Consider the following 23,242-nt stretch of genomic DNA (forward strand, 5'->3'; position numbering starts at 1 on the left):
TTTATAATCACAAAAATGCAATATAATAAAAGTAATAGGCTCGACCAACTTAGTTATGCTATACGCGGGCCAATTTTTGACAAGGCCCAGCAGTTGGAAGCAACAGGACAGAAAATCATACAGCTCAATATAGGAAACCCGGCACCTTTTGGTTTTGATGTACCTGATGAGATAGTACATGATATGATTTTGAACCTTAGAAATGCTCAGGGATATTCGCATCATATGGGTATTTTTTCTGCCAGAAAGGCGGTGATGCATTATACGCAGCAACAAGGAATAAAAGGTGTCACCATAGATGATATCTATATCGGTAATGGAGTGAGCGAACTTATCATCATGAGTATGCAGGCAGTCGTCAATGACGGTGATGAGATATTGGTGCCATCGCCTGATTATCCACTCTGGACCACAGCTATTGCACTGGCAGGTGGTAAACCTGTACATTATATATGTGACGAAGATTCGGATTGGAATCCGGATATTCAGGATATCACTTCAAAAATCTCCTCAAAAACAAAAGGTATAGTACTGATCAATCCCAATAATCCTACTGGTGCCGTGTACGAAAAAGATGTCATCACTGAGATCATAAAAATTGCACAGGAAAAAAAATTGATCCTTTTTTCGGATGAAATATATGACAAAGTGCTTTTTGACAATCATAAGCATCACCCCACTGCAGCCTTGAGTGACGATGTCCTGGTATTTACTTATGGTGGTCTATCCAAAAATTACCGGGCAGCAGGATTCAGAGGAGGCTGGCTGATTTTGAGTGGCCCTGTCCATAGAGCAAAATCTATAGCAGAAGGACTCAATTTACTGGCAAGCATGAGATTGTGCGCCAATGTTCCAACACAATTTGGTATACAGACAGCTTTGGGAGGATATCAGAGTATTGATGATCTTGTGTCTCCTGAAGGCAGACTCACTCAACAAAGGGATTTGATACATTACTTGATTACTGATATCCCTGGTGTGACTTGCGTAAAACCAAAAGGAGCCCTGTACTTGTTTCCGAAAATAGATATGAAAAAATTTAATTTTATTGATGATGAAGATTTTGCTTACAGACTATTGGAAGAGAAACATGTACTTATCGTTCCGGGTTCAGGCTTCAATCATCAGGACAAATCACATTTCAGAATTGTTTTTCTACCACCTACTGAAGAATTGAAGCAAGCCGGAAAATTAATATCTCAATTTTTTGATCTTTCATTGTTACCTCAGAAAACTGTAAAAACAGTAAAATAAATAAGATTTACCAAAAGTAAAATGCTGCATCTTTCCATTGTTATTTATTTTCTTGTGACTTTGGGTGTGGGTTTTTACGCATCCCGAAGAGTAAAAAATGCAGGCGACTTCATCAACGCCGGTAGAAATCTGCACCCTGCACTAAATACCGCGGCATTGTTTGCTTTATGGTTTGGCAGTGAAACTGTATTTGGAGCGAGTTCAGAATTTGCCAGCCACGGATTCATTGGAGTGATCGAAGATCCGTTAGGCGGTGTGTTATGCCTTCTTTTGGTGGGTTTATTTTTTTCCAGACGACTCTATGCATTGAATGTATATACTATTGGAGATTTATTCAGAAAGAATTATGGCCCTAAAATAGAGATGTTCAGTTCGGCACTCATGATAGTAAGTTTTGTAGGATATGCTGCTGCACAGGTAGTAGCATTAGGGCTGATTTCTCAATCCTTATTGGGTCTAAGCCTCCAAACCGGCATGCTGATCAGTGTCTCAGTTGTAGTACTGTATACTTTTACTGGTGGGATGTGGGCCGTGTCTGTCACAGACTTTATTCAAAGCATCTTGATAGTAGTAGGATTGATGGCGGTGGCGTGGTATGTTACAGACATAACAGGTGGTGTCTTGCCAATTGCTAACAGTTTAACTCCGGAACAAACAAGATTTTTTCCGGAAAATAATTCTGTGAGCTGGCTTAACTGGCTCTCAGCCTGGATGGTGCTTGGATTTGGCAGCATAGCATCTCAGGACATTTTCCAAAGGATCAATTCTGCCAGAAGTAATTCCGCAGCTTTCTATTCAACCATATTCGGGGCTATTTTTTATTTGATTTTTTCGATGCTGCCGTTATATTTGATCACTGCGACAAAACTCATAGATCCTTCTCTCATGCAAGGAGACATCCAACTTGCCTTACCTCGGTTAGTACTTATGAATATGCCTTTGTGGGTGCAAATATTATTTTTTGGCTCCTTGCTCAGTGCCATTATGAGTACCTGCAGCGGTGCACTACTAGCACCGGCTAGTCTGCTTTCTGAAAACATCATTAAACCACTTCAGCAAAAAACAATCAATGATAAAAGGTTTTTATTATATACGCGGCTCTCAGTTATAATAATAGGATTGAGTGCTTATGTTCTTGCTCTAAGTAGCCAAAACATATTTGATCTGGTGGGCGAATCAAGTGTGATAGGGCTTGTTACTATTTTTATACCATTTGTAGCTACCTTGTTTTTTGGTCATACAAACAAAATGGCAGCCATTTCATCTATGTTACTCGGTACAATAGTCTATATTATTTTCAGAATATTCCTAATTTCAGAGATCAACCCATTGTTTCCAGGCTTTATTGCAAGTATTGCCGGCTTGGGACTAGGGCAAGCTATCAGTGTTTTTATTAAGAAAAAAGATTCGAACAATTATTAAATTTTATCTTTTGACTATTTATATGAGTAAAATCATAATACCGATTGACAAAAATCAAATGAATGGCTTTATACAGAATCTATTTTTGCCATGTCAAAACAATTGAAGGATATGTTTAAACTTAAATCGTCAGAGAGCAACATTACTGTGGAGTGTACACACTGCGGAGATGAGTGCCCAAATGATCATCCCGTCCATGATGGTAAGGATTTTTGTTGCAATGGCTGCAAGGTGGTGTATTCTGTCCTCAAAGACCACGACTTGGGTGATTATTATGCATTTCAGGAAAAGCCCGGCATAAGCCAAAGATCGATTCTTTCGAAAGATTATAAGTTTTTGGATGATGCGGATGTCATCAATAATTTGTTGGAATTCAGGGACGATCACATCTGCAAAATAAGTTTTACTCTTCCACAGGTACATTGTGCATCCTGTATATGGTTATTAGAAAATCTCAACAAACTAGATCAGGGAATAATGGGTTCAAGGGTGAATTTTTTACGAAAATCAGCCACCATCAGTTACGATCCTTCAAAAATCACTTTAAGACAGGTGGTGGAAAAACTGGCCCAGATAGGCTATCCTCCTGAACTCAATCTCCAAAAACTATCCAATTCCAAAACTGGTATCCATGACCGTAGTCTTTACTATAAACTCGGGTTAGCGGGTTTTTCTTTTGGTAATATCATGTTATTGAGTTTTCCGGAGTACCTTGGTTTTGAGCATGCTTCAGTAAAATTTTATATAGGGTACATCAACATCATACTTGCCCTTCCTGTATTGCTATATAGTGGATTTGATTACCTCAGATCTGCCTACTGGACCTTTAGAATGAAGCAAATCAATATTGACATCCCTATAGCAGTAGGAATGTTGACTTTATTTTTCAGAAGTGTGTTTGAGATTGTCACAGATACCGGCGAAGGGTATTTGGACAGTCTGGCAGGATTTGTTTTTTTCCTGTTGATTGGTAAGTGGTTTCAGCATTACACTTTTTACTCTATAGCTTTTGACAGAAATTATAAATCATATTTTCCCATTTCATCTTTGGTCAAAGAAAATGGTGAGTGGGTATCCAGAAGCCTTGACAAGTTGGATGCAGGTGACATCTTATTAGTCAAAAACGAAGAGATCATCGCCGGTGATGCACTGCTGTTGAAAGGTGAAGCGACAGTAGATTATAGTTTTGTCACCGGAGAATCGGATCTGATAAAGAAAAAAGAAGGAGATAAACTTTTTGCCGGCGGAAAGATAGTAGGCTCTAATATTCAACTTCAATTAATCAAAAAGGTGGATCAATCCTACCTCACCAAACTATGGGATGAAGATTCATTCAAAATAGATAAGGAGGCCAAAACACAAACCTTAATAGCGCAAATTGGTAAATATTTTACCATTACGATTATGTTCATCGCTTTACTTACTTTGATTTATTGGCTCGTTATTGATAAGTCAGTGGCATTCAATGCATTTACAGCGGTACTTATTGTAGCATGTCCCTGTGCTTTGGCTTTGGCACTTCCTTTCAGTTATGGCAATATCTTACGATTACTTGGGAAAAGATTTTTTTATCTCAAAAATGTACAAGTGATTGATAGAATTCAGCAAATCGATGACATCATTTTTGACAAAACAGGTACCATCACAGACCATAAAAACATCGAAGCTGCGATATCAGGACCACAGCTCACCACCAGAGAATGTTATCTTATAAAAAGTGCCGTCTACCAATCAAACCACCCGCTATCCAAGGCGATTTTTAGTATACTGCCAGGAGACTACAACAAAGAACCGAAAAATTTAAAGAAATCACAGGTCAGGGTATCACTTCAGTATTTGCGGATGACCAGGTCAGAGTAGGATCTCCACTATTTATAGAAGGTTCTGCCAAAAATGAACATAAAAGCGTCGTAGCGGAAGTCAATGGACATGTAATCACATGGTTTTCTATTGAGCATAAGCTGCGTGAAGGCGTCGAAGAGCTTGTAGAAACATTGGGCAAAAATTATAGTGTGACCATTCTGTCAGGCGACAACGATAAAGAAGAAGCCCGATTAAAATCATTTTTCCCGCAAAAGGCTACAATGACATTTCATCAATCCCCATTGGATAAATTGAATCATGTAAAACAAATGCAAGCTCAAGGCCGAAATGTGATGATGATAGGTGATGGTCTAAATGATGCTGGTGCATTGATGCAGAGTAATGTAGGAATAGTGATATCTGAAGATTCCAATAATTTCACACCAGCATGTGATGCCATATTGGGAGCCAAAGCATTTCCTTCATTGTTAAGTTATCTCACATTTCTGAAAAAAGCAAGATGGATTATTATTGGCGCATTTGTGCTTGCGTTTTTATACAATGTTTTAGGTCTTTATTTTGCTGTGAGAGGCGAGCTCGCTCCTGTAGTTGCCGCCATTTTGATGCCAATCAGTTCTATCACTGTGATGGTATACGGACTGTTGTCAAGTACGCTTGTCTTCAGAAAAATGTGTAGATAACAAATTAGTTAATGGCTCAGGGATATCGCTTTTTTTCGAAAAAGTCGCAATATTATCCATTTCACACATTGTCTAGATAAAGTCTCTTTTCATTCACCAATGATTCGATTTGCTTACTTGCTTCTTGTTTCAACGAATCAAGGTGCATCATCATGCGGTTTGTATTATCTAAATTTTCATTTATACATTCTTTACTTCTTCTCAGGTGAGTATTGCTCACCCACCCGAAAACTGCAGCAGTATGCATATTTTCAAAAAAGCTGATATATGGAGTGTATAGGTTTTTTGATTTAAGACCAGAAAGTATATCTTCCAGCTCTTTATTCAGTTTTTGCTCAAGACTGTCTATTATAGATACTACCTGTCTTATATTTTTTATTTGCTGAATCTGATCGTAGAATAAGAGAGTCAACCCATTTTCATGTACTTTGTCGAAAGCTGAAAGATTCTTGCCAACCAGAATTAAATAATTTTTAAGCTCTTTAGCAGCTGCAGTCGCTTCATATATTTCCAACAAAAGTTGTTCCTTATTTTTAATTTGAGTTTCAAAATTTTGAAGAGCTTCTGCAAGAGGATGCTTTTCTGTAGTGCCATTCATCGTTTCCAATATCATTTTTTGGAGATCTGTGTAGATTTGTTCTTTGAGCATTATCTTTTTTTCCAAAATTTCTCTTTCGTACTCAAGTATCTTAATTTTATTAGACGTATCATCATATTTTAATACAGCAAAAAGATATTCTTCACGCTCCTTTTCCAATTTTTTACCTGAATCACCCAAAATCTTATTAAATAAAACCATAGATGCTATTCGTTCTAACTTAGTGACATCCAGATATTCCTTGTCTACCACTTTTGAAAGTAAATGAATATCTTTTTTAAATACTGCTAATTCTTGTTGAAGTACAACCAACCTTTTCTCAGCTTTAAAAACAGAATAGAGTTGATTTTTAAGATTTTCGATAGTCATATTTCGAATAAGTTTAAATAGCTTCCATTAAAATTTTTGAGTATGTTTAAATTTTATCCTTTAGCAATAAAGTGTATTATTTTGGTTGAAAATTCGTTCATTTTTTCGCCTGTTTGCCAAATTTTTATCTCAAATTTTATTTTTTAAGCTCGGAAGTCATGCAGGTTGAATTGCACATCCGCCGCCGCGGACTACAAAATCCGCCTCTTTTCGTTCAGAATATCTCCATTTTATTATCCAAAAAACAAAATTTAACCATACCTAAAGTTGATTTTATCAAACAAGTATATAAAATTTATATTTGTCAAATGTACTTTTTTTATCATTAAGCGAAAATACCAATAAAGGCCATTCACTTTTTCTTAACTTGCTGGTTAACTTCTGCTACCCTGAAAGTGGTTATCTTTTTGATCAACTCAAAAGGTATATCCTCGTCCAGTGGAAACTGTATAGATCCCTTGCCTGTTTTATATCTTGACAATTCTTGTTGAAATGCGACGTTGCCTGTAGGCAGTGCATAAAAACCTAGGTGATTTCTGAATGCAGCAAAATATACCAATGGCTTTTTGTGGAGTTTGAAAGCAGGCATATTGTATGCAATACATTCGATGGCTTCCGGTGCTGACTCAGCAATGACACTTTTGATTTTCGCAAGTATCTCCACCATCTCAGGAGAAAAGTCTCCGAAATATTCTTCAATTGTAATATATTTTTTTTTGACTTCCATTTTGTTTTATATTTGGCTCCATTGTTCAACCAACCTTTTCCCATCCTTTTTTGATATTCTCTTCTATAGCGGTTGCCAGCATTTCGCGGAGTGTACCATCTGATGATGCTATTTTGATCTCGGTCTGAAGTGGCTCTTTTCGTCCCGCACTGAAATCCGTATAATACAATACAAAAGGTGGAAAAGATTGCGCCATTGTTTTGTTGGTTTTCAGACCTACAAACTTGCGAATGGCTGTACCAGTTTTGCTTTCCTTGATATAAACTTCCCGAAAGATGACTTCTGATTTTTGCAAATCTTCTGTGTCTATATTGGTATCTTTGGTCCATTCTACACGGGAGGTCACCTGATTGATGCCCGTGTCATCATAATTGGCCTTTTTGTCTTCTCTAATACCTAGAAATACTGGACTGATGAGACTGACAGCGTTGGTCTTGCGGATACTTTGATATTGGCTACCATCATAAGAGAGTTTATCTTTTTGATTGTACCTGAACCATCTTCATTGATGATTTCGATACATTTGATTTGTATGACGATAGAAGGCAGTACCCATTTATATGCCAATCGATTATTGGCTACCAATACGATATCTGCTTCACACTCTAAGGGTTGCAATTTTTGAAGCCATTGCACTCTTGTTTCATCTGTAAATCCTCCACCTACAGATGCTACCACCATCCAGCCTTCACCATCGTGTAGTCCTACCAAAAGCGCCCTGATGCCACTACCATCTTCTTTCATACTATAACCAATGACAGCTACATCGAGCTCAACCATTGGCTTTAGCTTGTAAGTATAACCAAGCGTATTGATGACTACTAGTCCTTCCTTACCACTCTCTATGGCATCTGCATAAAACTGTGTCAACTCCTTTCTAGAAGCCGTTTTGTGCCACTTCATCGGGTGGACGATGTCCCCTTCTGGTATGGATTTTTGTACAGTGACGACCCGGTCATCATTGGGTTTGTCGAGTTCGTGTACAGCATCAAAGACACAAAATCTAAGACTTGTTTTATCATTTGCTAAGGCAGAAGATACCATAAAGTTTCGTGACCTATCCAGAGGCAAATACAATTCTCCTGCCCAAATTCCTTCTTGATCCTTTGGAAACGCTGCAGTAATATGTGGTAAATCTAACAATACACCACTTCTGTTATATATAGTCACTATCCCGTTATTAACCACTGCAATACCCAGCTGTCCGTCTATTTTTTCTGAATAAATGTATTCATCTGATTCTGGCAAGTCCTTCTGCGCATTGGCTCCTTCTATTGGGATAAATCTTGACGCTATTTTTTTCTTATAATTGATTACTGTTTCCATATCAAAGGATAGATTTTAGTTCGAGATTAGAAATATGCATGAGTAAAAGATAAGAGTCGCCTTTGACCCTACCTTCAAGAAACGCACGGTAAGGTCTTCCGTTTTCTTGAAAAATCAAGGGTTCGTTGCCTTTTGGTCCACCTGCAAGTAACATCAATACTTGTTTTTCGTGCAATTCCTTGGCCATGTCATACAGAAAGTCAAAGGTCAGTCCATTGGTATGTGTCAATTGGTATTTTTTGGCAAATATAAATCTGTTGTATGCTTCTGCGATTGGCAGTTGTTTGCCCGTCCACGATATGGGAAAATCGCTGATGATATTTTGATTTTTGGTAGCGAATGCCTTTTCTTCTTTAACGGTTCCATCAGGCAAATAAACGATTTCTGTGGCCTTAACCTTATAGACTGGTTTTAAGTCTGGATTGACCAATACTTTTTGTCCACCTGATATGATCATACCTGTTTTGTAAAGGTCTATTTCAGGATCTGCATTGATTAGGTCTTGTGCCAACTCTTCATCTTCACCATATTTAGCAAGCAAAGCTTCGTACTGATGTTGGATATCTGATTTTAATAATTGTAACTACTCAGGTACAAAGTTAAGCATTAGCTAATACTTGGAGAACGTTTAGATTTCTTTTTATAGCAGTATCAATAACTGATCTTAGGACTGCATAATATGAAGCACCTTGGTCTGACCTAAACTGACCGCTAACCTTGAGTTTTACCTTTACGTTTCTGATGGCTTGTTCGCTAAAGTTGTTGTCTGGTGGTACTTCCATTACTTTTAGAAAAGTAAGTAGATATTGTTGGTGTTTGTTTAGTCTTTTTGTAAAGTATGTAGTTTTTTATCTTTGGAATGTATCTCTTTATTCAGTATGTGGTTTAGTGTTTTTTCAATTTGGTTGATTTGTGTTTCATAGTTGGCTTCAGCATTTGTAAGCATTATTTTTTTTAGAGCCAAGGCTTTCCATATTAATTTAGTCAACTCGTAAGCCCATTTATTTCTCTTTTCAATAAAGTATTGTAATTCTCTAAGTATATGGCTTAGGCATATCTGACGTCCTTTTGCCCCTATGATGAAGTGTGCCTTCCAGCAATCATGGACCAATATAGTATTAACAAATCCTTCGCCAAAGTACTTCTCAATAGTTTCAAAGCCTCTATTTGATGAAACTACTATAAAGGTGACTAATCTTGTTTGCCATGCCCACAACCATCGCAACTTACCGTTTACCTGGCCTCCTGTTTCATCTGTTCCCACACAGCTACTTTGTTGTACCTCTTTTGTATTTCTTCATACTGTGGCATACATCTTTGTGCCAAAGACTTTATTTTATTGACAATTGTTCCTTCGCTGATGTTTAGATTGAATACGTCTGCAAACATCTCTCGTATTCTGGATACGCTCACATACTGTCTGGCTGAAAAGTATCCACATAATGTCTCAATGTTTCGACCATAACTTATCGGACTCTTTACATGGTCAGGAAAAGAACTGACACAACAAGCTCCACAACTACAACGTCTTTCGTACACCCTATGCTCATATGTTTGTATGGCAATGGGCGGTATGTCTAAGACTTGTCGCCTTTCTTTCAATGTTGGAACATCGATATAAATTGTTCCGCATACTGGACACGTCTGGTCAATGTGATCAATTACCTCGGGTTCAGAGTGAAATTCTAATGTAGTTCCTTCGTGACCAGTTTGGCCTCCTGTTTTCTTGCCACTTTTTTGTCTGAGACTTTTTGTTGTTCTTTGTATATCCGTTGAGGAGGAAGTGAACTGTTTGAGCTATTCTTTTTATGACTCAATTCTATTATCCTTGCCTTTAATTTTCGTTATCTTCTTTGGTAAGACGTAATTCTTCTTTGGTAAGACGTAATTCTTCTTTTACCTCGACCAATTCTTGGCGAAGCTGCTCAACTAAAACTAATATGGAAGATAAATTTTCGATATTTTCTTGATTTTAAATCAAGTTCTATATCAATACTTTAAGGTTGGTCGTACAAAGTTATAACTCTTTTTGTATTTTTACAACTTTATTTTTATGCTTTTATACCTGAGTAGTTACTAATAATTTTATATTGCGGGCATTAGAGCCATCGGGCAAGGTGTAATGAATGGTCGGTTTTCGCACCAATCCACCAAATACTATTTCGGCATCTCTTTTCTGACTATTGGCTATTTTTATTTTGCGCATCTTCTTTAGTTTTTAAGGTTAAAACATATTGAAATCCAAGTCGTCTCCAGCGTCATCACCATCATCATCCAATACTGTAGGCAACTCCAATGTCGAATAATTAAAAGTGGTCAAAGTGCCAATTACAGCAAAAATACTGTCACCCTGTGACACCAAAAAAGCATCATCCGCATCGTAGGAAGCTCGATAATTGAAGGTAAAATATAACACTTTATACTCTTGTAACAGTGATAGAAGAGCCGCCGATGATTCTGCAAATTTCAGCTGATAGACCGCTTTGACATCCATATCGAGATAATCCTGAACGGTCTTCGTATGGTCCAAAATGGTCTCTCCATCAAAAACTGAAGGAAGCAGTGTGGCTTCACTGCCATCGTCATATCGCGCTACGAGTGTGCTTTTGTCTATTTCGTTGCCCTGACTATCAATGCTTTTGAGTGCCAACCCACCTGTACCTAGCATCGTGCGTCCATCGTCAAGCATGGTGATGAAACTACAAGGTCTCCCTTCTGCATCCGTATATTTGGTTTCGGTCCATCCATAGACCTTATTCCGCTCGAGTTTGACCAATGCTGCTGTGAAGGTCTGGTCTTTGAATACAAATTGTGGTTCTCTAGCCATGGTAAGAATGAATGATTTTTAGATTTATGATATTAGTTTTAATAATTTGGTACCTGATGAGCTTCTTTTGTAACGTTGGTCTGGATGGGTGGGAGATTGAGGATATTCCATACTTATCCACCCATTTTTCAATAATGGTTCCAGGTATTTTTTACGATTGGTAGAATGATTTGAAAGCCCCATGTTCTCAAACAAATCTTCACTCTTCGTCCAAGTGTCAAGTTGTACTAATATGACTTCAACTTTGTTCTGGAGAGCTGTTTTGACAATAGTTCTAGCTTGGTCACTAGCTTGGTCACAAAATGCAACAATATCACCTAATGTATTGAATATAAACTTATTAACTTGGTCACTAACTTGAACATTTTGATGAACAGGGAGCGTGACTAAGACAAATGTATTTTCGTCCGTTTCGAAGATTGGATCAGGATTATAACCTCCTCCCCAATTATGTAAATCGTTGGCAAATGCACACATAGAATGTATCACATCTTCAGGGTTCCAGCCTTTTTTAAATTCTAACCGTCCCCATTCGACAGTATTGCCGTGCACTAAACTATCTATGTTTATGGGCAATGCCATATTAGTATTTTAATAATGTTGCTAATAGGGTCAAATTTATAACATTTTACATGGATTTTAACTTTTTACTTGGCTTATAATAAGACAATTACAGTTTTAAACGGTATTCTTCCCCAATCCCTTCAACACAATATCATGTTGTCCGGCCCAAAGAAACAGGTCCTGCTTTTGTATCGCTGCTACCATCAAATCGGGAAACATATCGGGTGTACACGCAAATACAGGTACTCCTTCGGCACTAAATTTGGCGGCATTTTCGCGGTCGTAGGACGGACTTCCATCATCATTGAGCGCAAGCAGGCAGATGGCTTGTACTCCCGATTCTACTATTTTTTTCATTCGCACATGCATCTCGTTGACATTGCCACCTTCGTATAGATCAGTGATGAGTAAGAGTATGGTATCATCAGGTTTGGTGATGACTTCCTGGCAAAAGGACAAGGCTAGATTGATATCTGTACCGCCACCTAGCTGCACACCAAACAATATGTCCACAGGGTCTTTCAAGTCTTCAGTCAGGTCAGCTACTTGGGTATCAAAGACGATCATCTTGGTTTTTACAGATGGAATCGAAGCCATCACGGCTCCAAAAATGCCTGAATAAACCACCGAAGTACCCATAGACCCACTCTGATCGATGCAGATGACGATGTCTTTGAGCGATGCTTTAGATTTGCGGCCATAGCCAATTCTTGTCTCGGGAATGATGGTTTTATAATCGGGCTGATAGTGTTTCAGATTTTTTTTAATGGTGGTATTCCAGTCTATTTCGTTGTATTTGGGATTGCGTTTTTGTGATGATTTATTGATGGCACCGCGGATGGCCGAGATGGTGCGTTGTTCGAGTTTTTGCATGAGTTCGTCCACTACTTTTTGGACCACCATACGGGCTGTACTTTTGGTTTTTTCGGGTATTAATTCGCCCAAAGCCATTAAAGTAGCGACTACGTGTACATCTGGAGTCGTTTGCTCTAAGATTTCGGGCTCAAGCATGAGTTTTTGTTGCAGTGCAGGCTGTTTCATGGCATCTTTTTGGAGTACCTGTACTACGGATTCAGGGAAAAACTTGCGAATATCACCCAACCATCGTGCTACGTTTGGACTGGAAGCTTGTCCACCGCCTTTGCCTTTTTGCTCACCATAGTCAAAAGATCTTTTACGTTCAAACTCATACAATGCCGTCAAGGATTGATCTACAGACGCATCTTCGCCTGAGAGTTTGAATCCGTATCCGTCCGAGCAAGCACATTAAGGATTTTGTTTAAGTGGGAGCAGCACTTTCAGATTCTTTAATTTAGTTTCATTGATTTTCTCCAATGTGTTTTCCAACCAGGACATGGGGTTTATATCATTGGCGGCACAGGAGCCCAAGAATGAATACATCATGGCTATACGCTGTGCGCCTTCGTGTGATCCAGCAAACAAATAATTCTTTCTGCCCAAAGCCAACGGTCTGATTTTGTTTTCGATCAGATTATTAACCAGTTCATACCGGCCATCATTGAATAGCTCCATGATTTTGGGCCACTGGGTGTGGAAGTATGCCATAGCTTTGCCGATCGGGCTTTGCGGAAGCACATATACGCTTTGCTCTTCTACCCAGCTTTTGAGACTGACGAGCAGATGTTTCATATGTTATTCTCTTTGCTCCTTGCGTTGCTGTGGTGAAAGCGCTTTAAAATTTGTTTCATCTTCGTAGATTTTGCTAAATACATTCAATGGGTACTCGGCTCTTGTTTTATCATTGTCTTTGGCCTTGTAAAAGTATCTCCTGACATGAACCAGGCATACTGCAATGACCATTGACTTTTGCTTGGCTAAGGTGTCATAGACACTTTATCCATCACTTTGCAATAGTCCCGTATATCGTTCCAATATTGTTTTGGGCCCTTCGATATCCCGTCCCTTATGATAATCAAAAAACAGTAATCTCTCCTCAGGGCTATGATACACCCATTGGTATCCGCCATCGCCCAGATGATCATCTTTGTAATTGAGTTCATGATTGATACTGATCCAGCCCAATGAATGCCCGAATGAGTCGGTTGTAAATCCGATAAAATCATTGCCTTCTTTGGCTACGGCACGTCCTTTGGGGTTTTTGTAAGTACTATTGATATAGATCTATTTAACTAAAGGGCATTGAATTAAAAATACTTTGACATTTCACCCTGTATTGTTAGTGCTTTTTCTCTTATGGCATTTTGAAAATCCGGCGTATCACCGGCATATATTATTTCTCGGGATGAATTGATCAGTAAACCCAAATCTTTATTCTTGCCATTTTGAACGACAGAATGCAAATCTCCACCCTGCGCTCCCACACCAGGGACGAGAAAAAAATATTCTTTAGCAAGTTGTCTCACTTCTGAGAAAAGTTGAGGATGTGTGGCCCCTATTACGTACATCAGATTGTCGGGATTACCCCATTTCTGAGATTGCGCTATTACCCGTTCATATAAAGGTGTTCCTCCTTCGGTTTTTAACATCTGAAAATCAGAGCTTCCCGCATTACTTGTCAAGCCAAGCAAAATCACCCATTTTTGATCAAATTCCAGAAAAGGTGCCACTGAGTCTTCTCCCATGTAAGGTGCCACTGTCACAGCATCAAAATCAAAATACTCAAAAAAAGTCTTGGCATACATTTTACTAGTATTGCCTATATCTCCCCTTTTGGCATCCGCAATGGTAAAAATGTCAGACGGGATATAATCCATAGTTTTTTCAAGAGATATCCAACCTTTTGGTCCAAGGGATTCATAAAATGCCAAATTAGGCTTGTATGCCACACACAAGTCTCTGGTAGCGTCAATTACCATTTTATTAAACTCAAAAACAGGATCATCGGAACTCAAAATATGAGCCGGAACCTTTGAAAGATCAGTATCAAGGCCCACACAAAGGAATGATGATTTGGACTTGATATGTGAAATGAGTTCTTGCCTTGTCATGCTACAAAATAACCATTAACAGCCTCAACTGCCTTGATCTCAGGCAGTCGGGACTTAATAGCCTGCTCAACACCTGCTCGCATCGTCATTGCTGAAAACGAACAATGCTCGCAATTACCAAGCCATTTTATTTTTACGACCAGGTCTTCGGTGACTTCCACCAATTCAATATTACCTCCATCCACAGCAAGATGTGGTCTGATTTCGTCAAGAGCCAGATTTACCCGACTGAAAATATCTGTAGAATTTGCTACTATCATGATACAAAAGTAATCATATTTTTTTAAAAATCATTGTCATATGCATGAACCTGTGTTTAACAAAGCGCACGAATTCAAATTTTCTTCAGCGCTACCCTCATTCCCAAGCATAGCTTGGCAGGCTCTGAAGAGCCTGTCAAGCTTCGCTTGAGACGACCCGTCCAATTCAACCACGTTTTTACCATTTATTAAAAAGAACACTGAAAAAGTGCAATTTGTTATAACCACTGCATGAACTTGATTGTCAGTGTTCTACTTTTACTATTCTGGTAGGCTCATAAAGTTGATTTCTCATTTCTACCTGCTTTACCAAATTACCTGCAAGATGTCTAAATACCGGATAGAGATAGCCTTTAGTATCAGCAGCAGCGGGGATTCCGGTATCCCCGGCTTCTCTCACACTCTGAATGATAGGTATCTGAGCCAACATTTCAGACTGTGACATAGATGCAAGTCTGGTTCCTCCTCCCTTTCCAAAAATGTAATATTTATTTTCAGGTAACTCTTCAGGTGTAAACCAACTCATGTTTTCCACTACTCCAAGGATCGGAACATTGACATTCTGGAGTAAAAACATATTCATCGCTTTTACTGCATCTATGACAGATACTTCTTGAGGTGTGGTCACGATCAAAGCTCCTGTAACCGGCACCGTCTGTACTAATGTCAACTGGATGTCACCTGTTCCCGGCGGTAAATCAATGATGAGAAAATCAAGCTCTGGCCAAAGACAATCGTTTATAAACTGCCTTAATAAACCTCCTAATCTTGGTCCTCTTAACACTACTGCTTGTTCAGGCTCAACTATAAATCCTATAGAAATGACGTGCACTCCATGCGCCATCAAAGGAATGATCTTGTGTTTGCCATATAATAATTCTACTTTGGGTCTTTGGCCGACAAGGCCCATCATAGTAGGTATCGATGGTCCATACAAATCTGCATCAATTAGGCCTACCCTATATCCTTCGTTGGCAAGTGCCACTGCAAGGTTGACGGACACAGTGGATTTTCCCACTCCACCTTTACCTGATGCCACGGCAATCACATTTTTTACCTGCGGCAATACCGTATCCGTAGTTTCTGTGCCTTCAGATTTTATTTTGAGGTGGATATGCACCTGTGCATCAGGATATATGTGTTGTATCTGCTCCATACAGGCGAAATTCAGTGCTGATTTCAATTCAGAATCGTTGGATTTTAAAACTATAGAAAAAGCCACACTTTGTCCATCCACCCTAAAGTCCTCCACCATTTTGGCGGAGATGATATCATTGCCTGTTTTAGGGTCTTTGACGTTTCGCAGAGCTAGCAGTATTGCGTTATGGTCTATCATACATCATTTTTTGCACATGTATAAGGTTAATAACTTGTCAATTGTTCACAAACAGACTAAGAAATATAAGCAAAATTTATAATTTTGTCTCCTGAATTTCTATTTAGATACCCGATCTACATGAACATATATAAAAATATCAACGATCTCCCCGCATTTAAAAACCCGGTCATTACGATTGGTTCTTTCGATGGAGTACATGCCGGACATCAGAAGATATTGTTGAGAGTGAAAACTCTGGCCGACGAAATCAATGGCGAAAGTGTGGTGATCACTTTTTTTCCACACCCGAGAAAAATCATTGACCCAAGAGAACAAGGACTATCAGTACTCAATACACTCGATGAAAAAATTGAACAGATATCGTCATTGGGTATTGGAAATATTGTTATAGTACCTTTTACATTTGAATTTTCAAGACTTTCTCCAAGAGAATATATTGAAAAATTCATCATAGGATGTTTTCATCCTAAATATATCGTGATAGGTTATGATCATAAATTCGGACTCAACAGGGCAGGTGATATCCACCTTTTTAAAGACTACGAGAATAAAGGACATTTTCATGTTATAGAAATTCCCAGACAAGAAGTGGATGAAGTCACCGTCAGCAGTACTAAAATCAGAAGTGCCATCCTTACAGGAAAGATTGAAGATGCATCGTTACTTCTGAATCATCCGTATGTGCTTACCGGCAAGGTCATTCATGGAGATAAATTAGGTACAAAATTAGGTTACCCGACAGCCAATCTTTACATCTCAGAAAAAGAAAAACTCATACCAATGGAGGGAGTTTATGCTGTCAAAACCGAAATAGAAGGTGAAGAATTTAATGGAATGATGTACATCGGAAAAAAACCTACAGTATCAGAACAAGCCGGTATCAATATCGAAATCAACATCTTTGACTTCAATCAAAATATCTATGATAAGACAATCAAGATCAATATTATAAAATATCTTCGCAACGATATTAAGTTTGATACTTTGGATCAGTTGAAAGAACAATTGGCCATTGATGAAAAAAATGCCCTCATAGCACTGGACTCTCTAAAAACTTTTGAAAAAAAATATCCGATAGTCACAGTTGCCATACTCAACTATAATGGGTCAGAGCTACTGGAATCATACCTTCCAATGATTGAATTTTCATCAGAAAAATATGAATTTGACATTTTGGTTATTGACAACAAATCTGAAGACCTGTCCATTGATTTTGTAAAAGAGTGGTATCCTGAAATCAGAGTTGCTGAACTATCAAAAAACTATGGGTTTGCTGATGGATATAATAAAGGACTCAAAGATGTCCAAACTGATTATGTGGTGATCATTAATTCAGATGTTTTAGTTACAGAAAATTGGCTAGACCCCATCATTGAAGCATTTGAGACTGACAAAGAATTAGGTATAGTGCAACCCATGATATTATCTATCGAGGATAAAACCAAATTTGAATATGCAGGTGCCGCCGGCGGTTATATTGACGTATTTGGTTACCCATTTTGCAGAGGGCGTATTTTCAACCATATAGAGTCAAACGAAAATCAATATGATGATGATGCAGAAATATTTTGGGCCAGTGGTGCAGCATTAGTTTGCAGAACAAAAGTTTTTAAATCCTTAGGTGGATTTGATGGAAGTTTTTTTGCACATCAGGAAGAGATTGATCTTTGCTGGAGATTCAGGCAAGCTGGCTACAACATCAAATGTATTAGCGCAAGTAAGGTCTATCATTTAGGCGGAGGAACCTTAGATTATAATAATCCCAAAAAAGACTTTTTGAACTTCAGAAACAACCTTTATCTTTTAACTAAAAACGAACACCTCATCAATCTCTTGTGGCTTATTCCTGCTAAGCTAATATTGGATGGGGTAGCTGGCATGAAATTTTTATTAGACGGAAAATTTAGGTCAACCATAGCTATCATAAAGGCTCACATGTCGTATTACAAACACTTGCCATTGGTCTTTGAACGTCGAAATCTGGAACAGAATCTTATATTTCGTAATAAAATTAACAAACCCGATCTGAACGGGATTTTTTTTGGATCCATAGTCTGGAAATACTATATCGAAAGAATAAAAAAATTTACTGACCTAAATTTCTGATTTGTTTTGAATTATAAGGACCTTAAAATTATTTTCGAGGATGATGATTTGCTTGTTGTTGACAAGCCTGCTGGCGTATTGACCATCCAGGATAGGTTCAATCCGCAGATACCCAATCTTTCCGGAATCTTAAAAAAGTTATATCCTGAAATTATTCCTGTTCATAGATTGGATAAGTTTACGAGTGGTGTGAACGTATTTGCAAAAAATGCAGAAAGTCATAAAATCCTTTCGGTAGCATTTCAGTCCCGGGAAGTTGAAAAATACTATTATGCCTTAACGGATGGTGTACCATCACCGGAAAGTGGCAGAATCGATGTTCCTCTGGCAGAATCAACCGTCACAAGAGGTAAAATGCTGGCACATCCAAGAGGTAAAGAATCCGTCACAGATTATAAAATTGTCAAAAATTTTAAATCCTATTCTCTGCTATACATCAGGATTTATACAGGCAGGACGCATCAGATACGTGTACACATGCAATACTTGGGCAATCCATTGATTGTGGATCCACTATATGGTAACAGAGAAGCTTTCTTCCTATCTGAAATCAAACAAAAAAAATTCAACCTTGGTAAATTTGAAGAAGAAAAACCGCTGATAACAAGACAACCGCTACACGCTGAAAAAATAGTCCTGATCCATCCTGTGAACAAAAAAAAGCTTGAGTTCGTATCACCCTTGCCTAAAGACATTCAGGCTGTAATCAACCAAATGGAAAAATGGATTAAAATGTAGCCTTAATCTTCCTTTACTATTTTTATCAAAGATTTGTGCTTCTATTTTGAAAAATTCTATAACTTTGACTTATAGTTTGGATTTTTGTGCTTTTAATAACATGTGACGTACAATTAATATCATTTTATATCAGCACCTGAATTCAAATTAATTCACCTTGTCGGACTCAATCTAATATCTTTTGAATATAACTTACATAAATGCAGCATGGGTAGATTATTAAGAATTTCAATACATGCATTTTTCATCCTTGTCTTATATTTCTGGATTACTGCCATTCTAAAATCAGAATCAGAAAACAAAAATAGTCTAAACTCTAAAGATACTATTCAAAATAATACAGGAGATTTGCAAGTTTCTGATTCTACTGCATCAGGATTGGCAACAGACAGTGTTTCATTAATAAATGATGATGATCTGGATGGTGAAAATATCGATTACAATGATATTGACAAAAAAGTAGACGCCCTAAAAGGGCATAAAAAAACTACTAGTCCATCTGATACAAAGAATGAAAATATCGATACTAAGGCACTTGAAAAAAAACCTAATGTAAATGCAGACACCAGACCAAAACCTAAGATTTCTACTGGAAATACACAAGCAAACATAGGTGACGGAGGTAGTTTTATGGTCATTTGCGGCAGTTATCTTCTTAAAGAAAATGCAGACAAAATGGTGCAAAAGTTAAAAAAAATGGGGTATACCAATGCAAAAGTTCTGATATTTGACGGGGCTGGTTATCATTCAGCTATTGCAGCACAGTTCTCCTCACAAGCAGAAGCACAAAAGGAATCTGCATCATTGAAGAAAAATGGAATTGATTGTTTTGTGAAGACCAGATGAGTATTGATTTGAAATGAATTAGTCAGTTGCTCTGCTATGATTACTGTGCCTGTGCCTTCATTTTGTTAGCTTACTACAAGGGCAAACTATCGAATATGTGATAAATAGATTATGAACAAATTTGATAAAATAAACACACTAAAAAAAGAATTTGAGACACTCAACATCTCTGACCACGATCGACGGAGATTGGATGAGAAATTCCGCCTGGAATTTAGTTATAATTCTAATCATCTTGAAGGAAATACTATCACCTACTTAGATACAAAAGCCCTTTTGCTCAAGGATATTGTGGCCAATAGCTATACATTTAGGGAAATGGAAGAAATGAAAGCTCATGATACAGCTTTCGCATTGGTAAAGGAATGGGCAGTAAGCCGAGATCGTGACATCAGTCAAGTAGATATTAAGGAATTAAACAAACTCATACTTGTCAAAGACTTTTGGAAGGATGCACAAACACCTGATGGTCTGCCTGTAAGGAGAATAATAAAGGTAGGCGAATATAAAGAAATGCCAAATTCAGTTAGATTGGCAAATGGTGAAATTTTCCATTATGCTGAACCTTTTGAAGTACCCGCCAAAATGCAGGAACTATTGGATTGGTACAATGATAAAAAATCGGGTTTACATCCGATAGCTTTATCAGCTATTTTTCATCATAAGTTTGTGCTTATCCATCCATTTGATGATGGTAATGGCAGGATTTCCAGGCTTATGATGAACTTTATTTTACTTCGGTTCGGCTATCCACCTTTAGTAATCAGATCAGTGGACAAAACCAAGTATTTAAATGCATTGAGATTGGCAGATGTGGGAGATCGTGAAGCATTCATTGACTATATAGCTGACCAAGTGATATGGAGCCTTGAAATATCTATCAAGGCCGCAAAAGGCGAAAGTATAGAAGAACCAAATGATTGGGAAAAAGAATTGAGTATTTTGGCAAAATCAAATGATACCATTCCAGAAAGGAAAACGTTAGAAGTTACAGTTTTGAGATTTATGGATAGTTTTTTTCCGTTATTTCGGGCCATAAAAGAAAAAGCTGAAGGACAATTAAATCACCTTTTTGAACAAGTTCAAATTAATATCTTATTAGACAATAGAGAACTAAATGCTTTCCTCCAAAATGAACATGCCAATTTTGACAATTTGAAAATAAATGTTCTTAAAGAAGATCATGTTCAAATATTGAGTTTGAAGATATCTTTGCTAAGATATAAAAAAAATAAGTTAGACATATTTGATATAAATAATCATATTCAAATCAAAATAAACACTTATCAATATGAGATTACTTTTGCAGGAAATAAAGAATTGAAACTAAATAAACTATACAGTGAAAAACTTTCAGATCAAGAAATCGAAACAATCGTGAATGAATGGGGCAAACAAGTGGTTGATGAAATCAAAAAGAATATAAAATAAAAAACCTGTTCAACTTAGCTTCCAGAATACAATGAAATATCGGGAGATATTTGTCCTCAGTTATTCGAAATTTAGCGAAATTTGCACACTATTATTTACTTTTATGTTTATTGCTTAATATAAGAAAAATGTGCGGAAGATCTTCCCTTACTAAGACCGAAAAAGAAATCGAAGAGCGATTTAAAGCGACTTTTTACAGCGAAGAGCTGGAAAGGTACAATCCTCTGCCCAATTTTAACGTCGCTCCCACGCAAATGCATCCGATCATAACATCCGAAGACCCAAGCCACCTCCACTTATTCAAATGGGGACTCGTACCTTTTTGGTCAAAAGACAGTAAATCTGGTGCTAAGATGATCAATGCCAGGTTAGAAACACTTGATGAAAAGGCTGCCTTCAAATCGCTATTGAACGCAAAAAGATGTATTGTCCCTATGGATGGATTTTATGAATGGAAGACAGATGGAAAACATAAAGCACCTTTCAGGATCGTCACCAAAGACCAGGCCATATTTGCCGTAGCAGGTTTGTGGGATTGCTGGAAATCGCCCGATACAGGGGAACTCATATACACTTATACTGTGATTACTGGCCCTCCCAATAGCTTGATGGAACAAGTACATAACAGAATGCCGGCAATTCTGCTTCCAGAAAATGAAAAACTCTGGCTGGACCCGGTTATTAAACCACATGAAGCACTCCAATTACTAATACCCTACCCTTCGGAAAGTATGGAAGTATATCCGGTATCCGATAAAGTAAATAGTGTCAGAATAAATGAGCCTTCTCTTATAGTACCCGTAAAAAATGAGCCTAAACCAATTCAGACAAGTTTATTCTTTTGACAAAAGTGCATTATCCTTACATCACAGCTGATTTGAACTCGTATTGACGATAAAAAGGCAGTATATTGAACTTTATTAACACTATTAAAAAGGTCGTATGTATAAAGAATCTTTTTAATCCTGTTTAGCAACCCAAAGTATCTTAAAACGTCTGTAAATCCTTTGTAATCGACTGTTTGTCGATTTTTATATCTGGAATGATGACATTTCACCACTTTTGAGAACTAATTTGCATGACCGCATGTTAAAGGTCGAGTTTAAATCACATTATTTATCATCTTCTAAAAACAATTAAAAAAATGAATTTCAAAAAAATGCTATTTTTCGGATCTTTTATGATCATAGGTCATTGTATATTTGCTCAGACTGCAGATGAAATCATCAATAAATATTTTGAAAGTACCGGAGGTCGTGATGCCTGGTCTAAAATCACTACAATGAAATCAACAGTCCTGGTTAAAACCCAAGGTATGGAATTGCCCGCAGTTATACTTTCAAAACCTATGAAACAAAAAGTTGAAATAACCTTCCAGGGACTTTCAATAGTTCAACCTGCTTTTGATGGTGAAACCGGTTGGCAGACTAACTTTATGACCATGAAAGCCGAAAAAATGGAAGCTGAAGACAATGCCATATCAAAAGCAGAATTTGGTGACTTTCCTGATCCGTTCTTAAAATATAATGAAAAAGGATATAAAGCAGAACTTCAGGGTTCTGAAACTGTAGAAGGAACAGATTGTTTCAAAATCAAATTAACAAAAAAACCAGTCATGATTGACGGCAAAGAAGAGGAAAACGCTTCCATTTACTTTTTTGACAAGGAAAACTTTGTACCCATCATGGTACGAAATGTGGTAAAAAAAGGTCCGGCTAAAGGTAAATCATCTGAAACAGTGATGTCAGATTATCAGGAAGTCAATGGTTTAATGATGCCCTTCACAATGGATCAAAAATTTGAAGGTACTACCCAAGCCAGCATTGCTATAAAGACTATTGAGCTGAATGTGGCCATAGATGACAGTGTATTTAAGTTTCCGGAAGGAAATTAATTAAAATATCCTACTATCAGAAAGATAACTACCATGTAATAAGGTAGTTATCTTTTTATTTTAACAAT

The 23,242-nt window shown here is 37.6% G+C and carries 27 protein-coding genes and 1 pseudogene; 10 read left to right on the forward strand and 18 right to left on the reverse strand.

Annotated elements, in window-relative coordinates; all coding sequences use genetic code 11:
* Positions 1-15: 15 nt before the first annotated feature.
* The 4 genes from IPK35_14010 (at position 16) to IPK35_14025 (ending at position 5,180) form a co-directional block, all read left to right on the forward strand.
* Entirely contained in the window at positions 16-1,254 is a 1,239-nt protein-coding gene (locus tag IPK35_14010; GenBank protein MBK8054337.1) for a pyridoxal phosphate-dependent aminotransferase, read from the forward strand.
* 21 nt (positions 1,255-1,275) lie between these two features.
* Positions 1,276-2,676: a sodium:solute symporter family protein gene (locus tag IPK35_14015; protein ID MBK8054338.1), complete on the forward strand. Its 1,401-nt coding sequence runs from the start codon at positions 1,276-1,278 to the stop codon at positions 2,674-2,676.
* A gap of 111 nt (positions 2,677-2,787) precedes the next feature.
* A complete protein-coding gene (locus tag IPK35_14020) occupies positions 2,788-4,536 on the forward strand; it encodes a heavy metal translocating P-type ATPase metal-binding domain-containing protein (GenBank protein MBK8054339.1) in 1,749 nt (582 codons plus the stop codon).
* Positions 4,485-5,180, forward strand: a complete 696-nt coding sequence (locus IPK35_14025; GenBank protein MBK8054340.1) for an HAD-IC family P-type ATPase — start codon at positions 4,485-4,487, stop codon at positions 5,178-5,180. The genes IPK35_14020 and IPK35_14025 overlap by 52 nt, the downstream gene beginning before the upstream one ends.
* 61 nt (positions 5,181-5,241) lie before the next feature.
* Here the strand turns inward: IPK35_14025 and IPK35_14030 are convergent, their stop codons facing one another.
* From IPK35_14030 to IPK35_14115, 18 genes and pseudogenes are all read right to left on the reverse strand, one after another.
* Positions 5,242-6,147 carry a hypothetical protein gene (locus IPK35_14030; GenBank protein MBK8054341.1) on the reverse strand — a complete coding sequence of 302 codons (906 nt, stop codon included), beginning with the start codon at positions 6,145-6,147 and terminating at the stop codon, positions 5,242-5,244.
* Between the two features lie 352 nt (positions 6,148-6,499).
* Positions 6,500-6,874, reverse strand: a complete 375-nt coding sequence (locus tag IPK35_14035; GenBank protein ID MBK8054342.1) for a DUF1801 domain-containing protein — start codon at positions 6,872-6,874, stop codon at positions 6,500-6,502.
* A gap of 25 nt (positions 6,875-6,899) precedes the next feature.
* Positions 6,900-7,220, reverse strand: a complete 321-nt coding sequence (locus IPK35_14040; protein MBK8054343.1) for a hypothetical protein — start codon at positions 7,218-7,220, stop codon at positions 6,900-6,902.
* Positions 7,221-7,270: 50 nt separating this feature from the next.
* Complete coding sequence (locus IPK35_14045) at positions 7,271-8,200, reverse strand: ATP-dependent DNA ligase (GenBank protein MBK8054344.1); 930 nt, start codon at positions 8,198-8,200, stop codon at positions 7,271-7,273.
* Between the two features lies 1 nt (position 8,201).
* Positions 8,202-8,741: a hypothetical protein gene (locus IPK35_14050; GenBank protein ID MBK8054345.1), complete on the reverse strand. Its 540-nt coding sequence runs from the start codon at positions 8,739-8,741 to the stop codon at positions 8,202-8,204.
* 58 nt (positions 8,742-8,799) lie between these two features.
* Positions 8,800-9,033, reverse strand: a pseudogene (locus tag IPK35_14055) (transposase).
* A complete protein-coding gene (locus IPK35_14060) occupies positions 9,021-9,464 on the reverse strand; it encodes a transposase (protein ID MBK8054346.1) in 444 nt (147 codons plus the stop codon). The pseudogene IPK35_14055 and the gene IPK35_14060 overlap by 13 nt, the downstream one beginning before the upstream one ends.
* Positions 9,434-9,802, reverse strand: coding sequence for a hypothetical protein (locus tag IPK35_14065; GenBank protein MBK8054347.1), 369 nt, complete (start codon positions 9,800-9,802; stop codon positions 9,434-9,436). Before IPK35_14065 ends, IPK35_14060 begins: the two co-directional genes overlap by 31 nt.
* Before the next feature lie 457 nt (positions 9,803-10,259).
* Positions 10,260-10,406: a hypothetical protein gene (locus tag IPK35_14070; GenBank protein ID MBK8054348.1), complete on the reverse strand. Its 147-nt coding sequence runs from the start codon at positions 10,404-10,406 to the stop codon at positions 10,260-10,262.
* Positions 10,407-10,424: 18 nt separating this feature from the next.
* Positions 10,425-11,027, reverse strand: a complete 603-nt coding sequence (locus IPK35_14075; GenBank protein MBK8054349.1) for a hypothetical protein — start codon at positions 11,025-11,027, stop codon at positions 10,425-10,427.
* 24 nt (positions 11,028-11,051) lie between these two features.
* Entirely contained in the window at positions 11,052-11,609 is a 558-nt protein-coding gene (locus tag IPK35_14080; GenBank protein MBK8054350.1) for a hypothetical protein, read from the reverse strand.
* 96 nt (positions 11,610-11,705) lie between these two features.
* Positions 11,706-12,794, reverse strand: a complete 1,089-nt coding sequence (locus IPK35_14085; GenBank protein ID MBK8054351.1) for a VWA domain-containing protein — start codon at positions 12,792-12,794, stop codon at positions 11,706-11,708.
* Between the two features lie 63 nt (positions 12,795-12,857).
* A complete protein-coding gene (locus IPK35_14090) occupies positions 12,858-13,241 on the reverse strand; it encodes a transposase (GenBank protein ID MBK8054352.1) in 384 nt (127 codons plus the stop codon).
* 3 nt (positions 13,242-13,244) lie between these two features.
* Positions 13,245-13,412 (reverse strand): transposase, encoded by a 168-nt coding sequence (locus IPK35_14095; protein ID MBK8054353.1) that lies wholly within the window; start codon positions 13,410-13,412, stop codon positions 13,245-13,247.
* Between the two features lie 33 nt (positions 13,413-13,445).
* Entirely contained in the window at positions 13,446-13,634 is a 189-nt protein-coding gene (locus IPK35_14100) for a transposase (GenBank protein ID MBK8054354.1), read from the reverse strand.
* 122 nt (positions 13,635-13,756) lie between these two features.
* Positions 13,757-14,560 carry an orotidine-5'-phosphate decarboxylase gene (gene pyrF, locus IPK35_14105; protein MBK8054355.1) on the reverse strand — a complete coding sequence of 268 codons (804 nt, stop codon included), beginning with the start codon at positions 14,558-14,560 and terminating at the stop codon, positions 13,757-13,759.
* Positions 14,557-14,820, reverse strand: coding sequence for a NifU family protein (locus IPK35_14110; GenBank protein MBK8054356.1), 264 nt, complete (start codon positions 14,818-14,820; stop codon positions 14,557-14,559). Before IPK35_14110 ends, pyrF begins: the two co-directional genes overlap by 4 nt.
* 244 nt (positions 14,821-15,064) lie before the next feature.
* Positions 15,065-16,156, reverse strand: a complete 1,092-nt coding sequence (locus IPK35_14115; protein ID MBK8054357.1) for an Mrp/NBP35 family ATP-binding protein — start codon at positions 16,154-16,156, stop codon at positions 15,065-15,067.
* Between the two features lie 120 nt (positions 16,157-16,276).
* Between IPK35_14115 and IPK35_14120 the strand changes: the two genes are divergently transcribed.
* From IPK35_14120 to IPK35_14145, 6 genes are all read left to right on the forward strand, one after another.
* Entirely contained in the window at positions 16,277-18,265 is a 1,989-nt protein-coding gene (locus IPK35_14120; GenBank protein MBK8054358.1) for a bifunctional riboflavin kinase/FAD synthetase, read from the forward strand.
* A gap of 6 nt (positions 18,266-18,271) precedes the next feature.
* Positions 18,272-19,003, forward strand: coding sequence for an RluA family pseudouridine synthase (locus IPK35_14125; GenBank protein ID MBK8054359.1), 732 nt, complete (start codon positions 18,272-18,274; stop codon positions 19,001-19,003).
* 207 nt (positions 19,004-19,210) lie between these two features.
* Complete coding sequence (locus IPK35_14130) at positions 19,211-19,849, forward strand: SPOR domain-containing protein (GenBank protein ID MBK8054360.1); 639 nt, start codon at positions 19,211-19,213, stop codon at positions 19,847-19,849.
* A 111-nt stretch (positions 19,850-19,960) separates the two neighbouring features.
* Positions 19,961-21,280, forward strand: coding sequence for a Fic family protein (locus IPK35_14135; GenBank protein ID MBK8054361.1), 1,320 nt, complete (start codon positions 19,961-19,963; stop codon positions 21,278-21,280).
* 128 nt (positions 21,281-21,408) lie between these two features.
* Positions 21,409-22,125, forward strand: a complete 717-nt coding sequence (locus tag IPK35_14140; protein MBK8054362.1) for an SOS response-associated peptidase — start codon at positions 21,409-21,411, stop codon at positions 22,123-22,125.
* Positions 22,126-22,439: 314 nt separating this feature from the next.
* Positions 22,440-23,174: an outer membrane lipoprotein-sorting protein gene (locus tag IPK35_14145; GenBank protein MBK8054363.1), complete on the forward strand. Its 735-nt coding sequence runs from the start codon at positions 22,440-22,442 to the stop codon at positions 23,172-23,174.
* Positions 23,175-23,242 lie beyond the last annotated feature (68 nt).

The sequence above is a fragment of the Saprospiraceae bacterium genome (assembly GCA_016713025.1).
GTDB lineage: Bacteria > Bacteroidota > Bacteroidia > Chitinophagales > Saprospiraceae > OLB9.

Coding starts and splice junctions, on each gene's coding strand:
- IPK35_14145 (MBK8054363.1), top strand. CDS start 22,440: ATGCTATTTTTCGGATCTTTTATGATCATAGGTCATTGTATATTTGCT.
- IPK35_14070 (MBK8054348.1), bottom strand. CDS start 10,406: ATGCGCAAAATAAAAATAGCCAATAGTCAGAAAAGAGATGCCGAAATA.
- IPK35_14075 (MBK8054349.1), bottom strand. CDS start 11,027: ATGGCTAGAGAACCACAATTTGTATTCAAAGACCAGACCTTCACAGCA.
- IPK35_14030 (MBK8054341.1), bottom strand. CDS start 6,147: ATGACTATCGAAAATCTTAAAAATCAACTCTATTCTGTTTTTAAAGCT.
- IPK35_14045 (MBK8054344.1), bottom strand. CDS start 8,200: ATGGAAACAGTAATCAATTATAAGAAAAAAATAGCGTCAAGATTTATC.
- IPK35_14140 (MBK8054362.1), top strand. CDS start 21,409: ATGTGCGGAAGATCTTCCCTTACTAAGACCGAAAAAGAAATCGAAGAG.
- IPK35_14090 (MBK8054352.1), bottom strand. CDS start 13,241: ATGAAACATCTGCTCGTCAGTCTCAAAAGCTGGGTAGAAGAGCAAAGC.
- pyrF (MBK8054355.1), bottom strand. CDS start 14,560: ATGACAAGGCAAGAACTCATTTCACATATCAAGTCCAAATCATCATTC.
- IPK35_14035 (MBK8054342.1), bottom strand. CDS start 6,874: ATGGAAGTCAAAAAAAAATATATTACAATTGAAGAATATTTCGGAGAC.
- IPK35_14080 (MBK8054350.1), bottom strand. CDS start 11,609: ATGGCATTGCCCATAAACATAGATAGTTTAGTGCACGGCAATACTGTC.
- IPK35_14115 (MBK8054357.1), bottom strand. CDS start 16,156: ATGATAGACCATAACGCAATACTGCTAGCTCTGCGAAACGTCAAAGAC.
- IPK35_14095 (MBK8054353.1), bottom strand. CDS start 13,412: ATGGTCATTGCAGTATGCCTGGTTCATGTCAGGAGATACTTTTACAAG.
- IPK35_14130 (MBK8054360.1), top strand. CDS start 19,211: ATGGGTAGATTATTAAGAATTTCAATACATGCATTTTTCATCCTTGTC.
- IPK35_14010 (MBK8054337.1), top strand. CDS start 16: ATGCAATATAATAAAAGTAATAGGCTCGACCAACTTAGTTATGCTATA.
- IPK35_14110 (MBK8054356.1), bottom strand. CDS start 14,820: ATGATAGTAGCAAATTCTACAGATATTTTCAGTCGGGTAAATCTGGCT.
- IPK35_14020 (MBK8054339.1), top strand. CDS start 2,788: ATGTTTAAACTTAAATCGTCAGAGAGCAACATTACTGTGGAGTGTACA.
- IPK35_14120 (MBK8054358.1), top strand. CDS start 16,277: ATGAACATATATAAAAATATCAACGATCTCCCCGCATTTAAAAACCCG.
- IPK35_14015 (MBK8054338.1), top strand. CDS start 1,276: ATGCTGCATCTTTCCATTGTTATTTATTTTCTTGTGACTTTGGGTGTG.
- IPK35_14135 (MBK8054361.1), top strand. CDS start 19,961: ATGAACAAATTTGATAAAATAAACACACTAAAAAAAGAATTTGAGACA.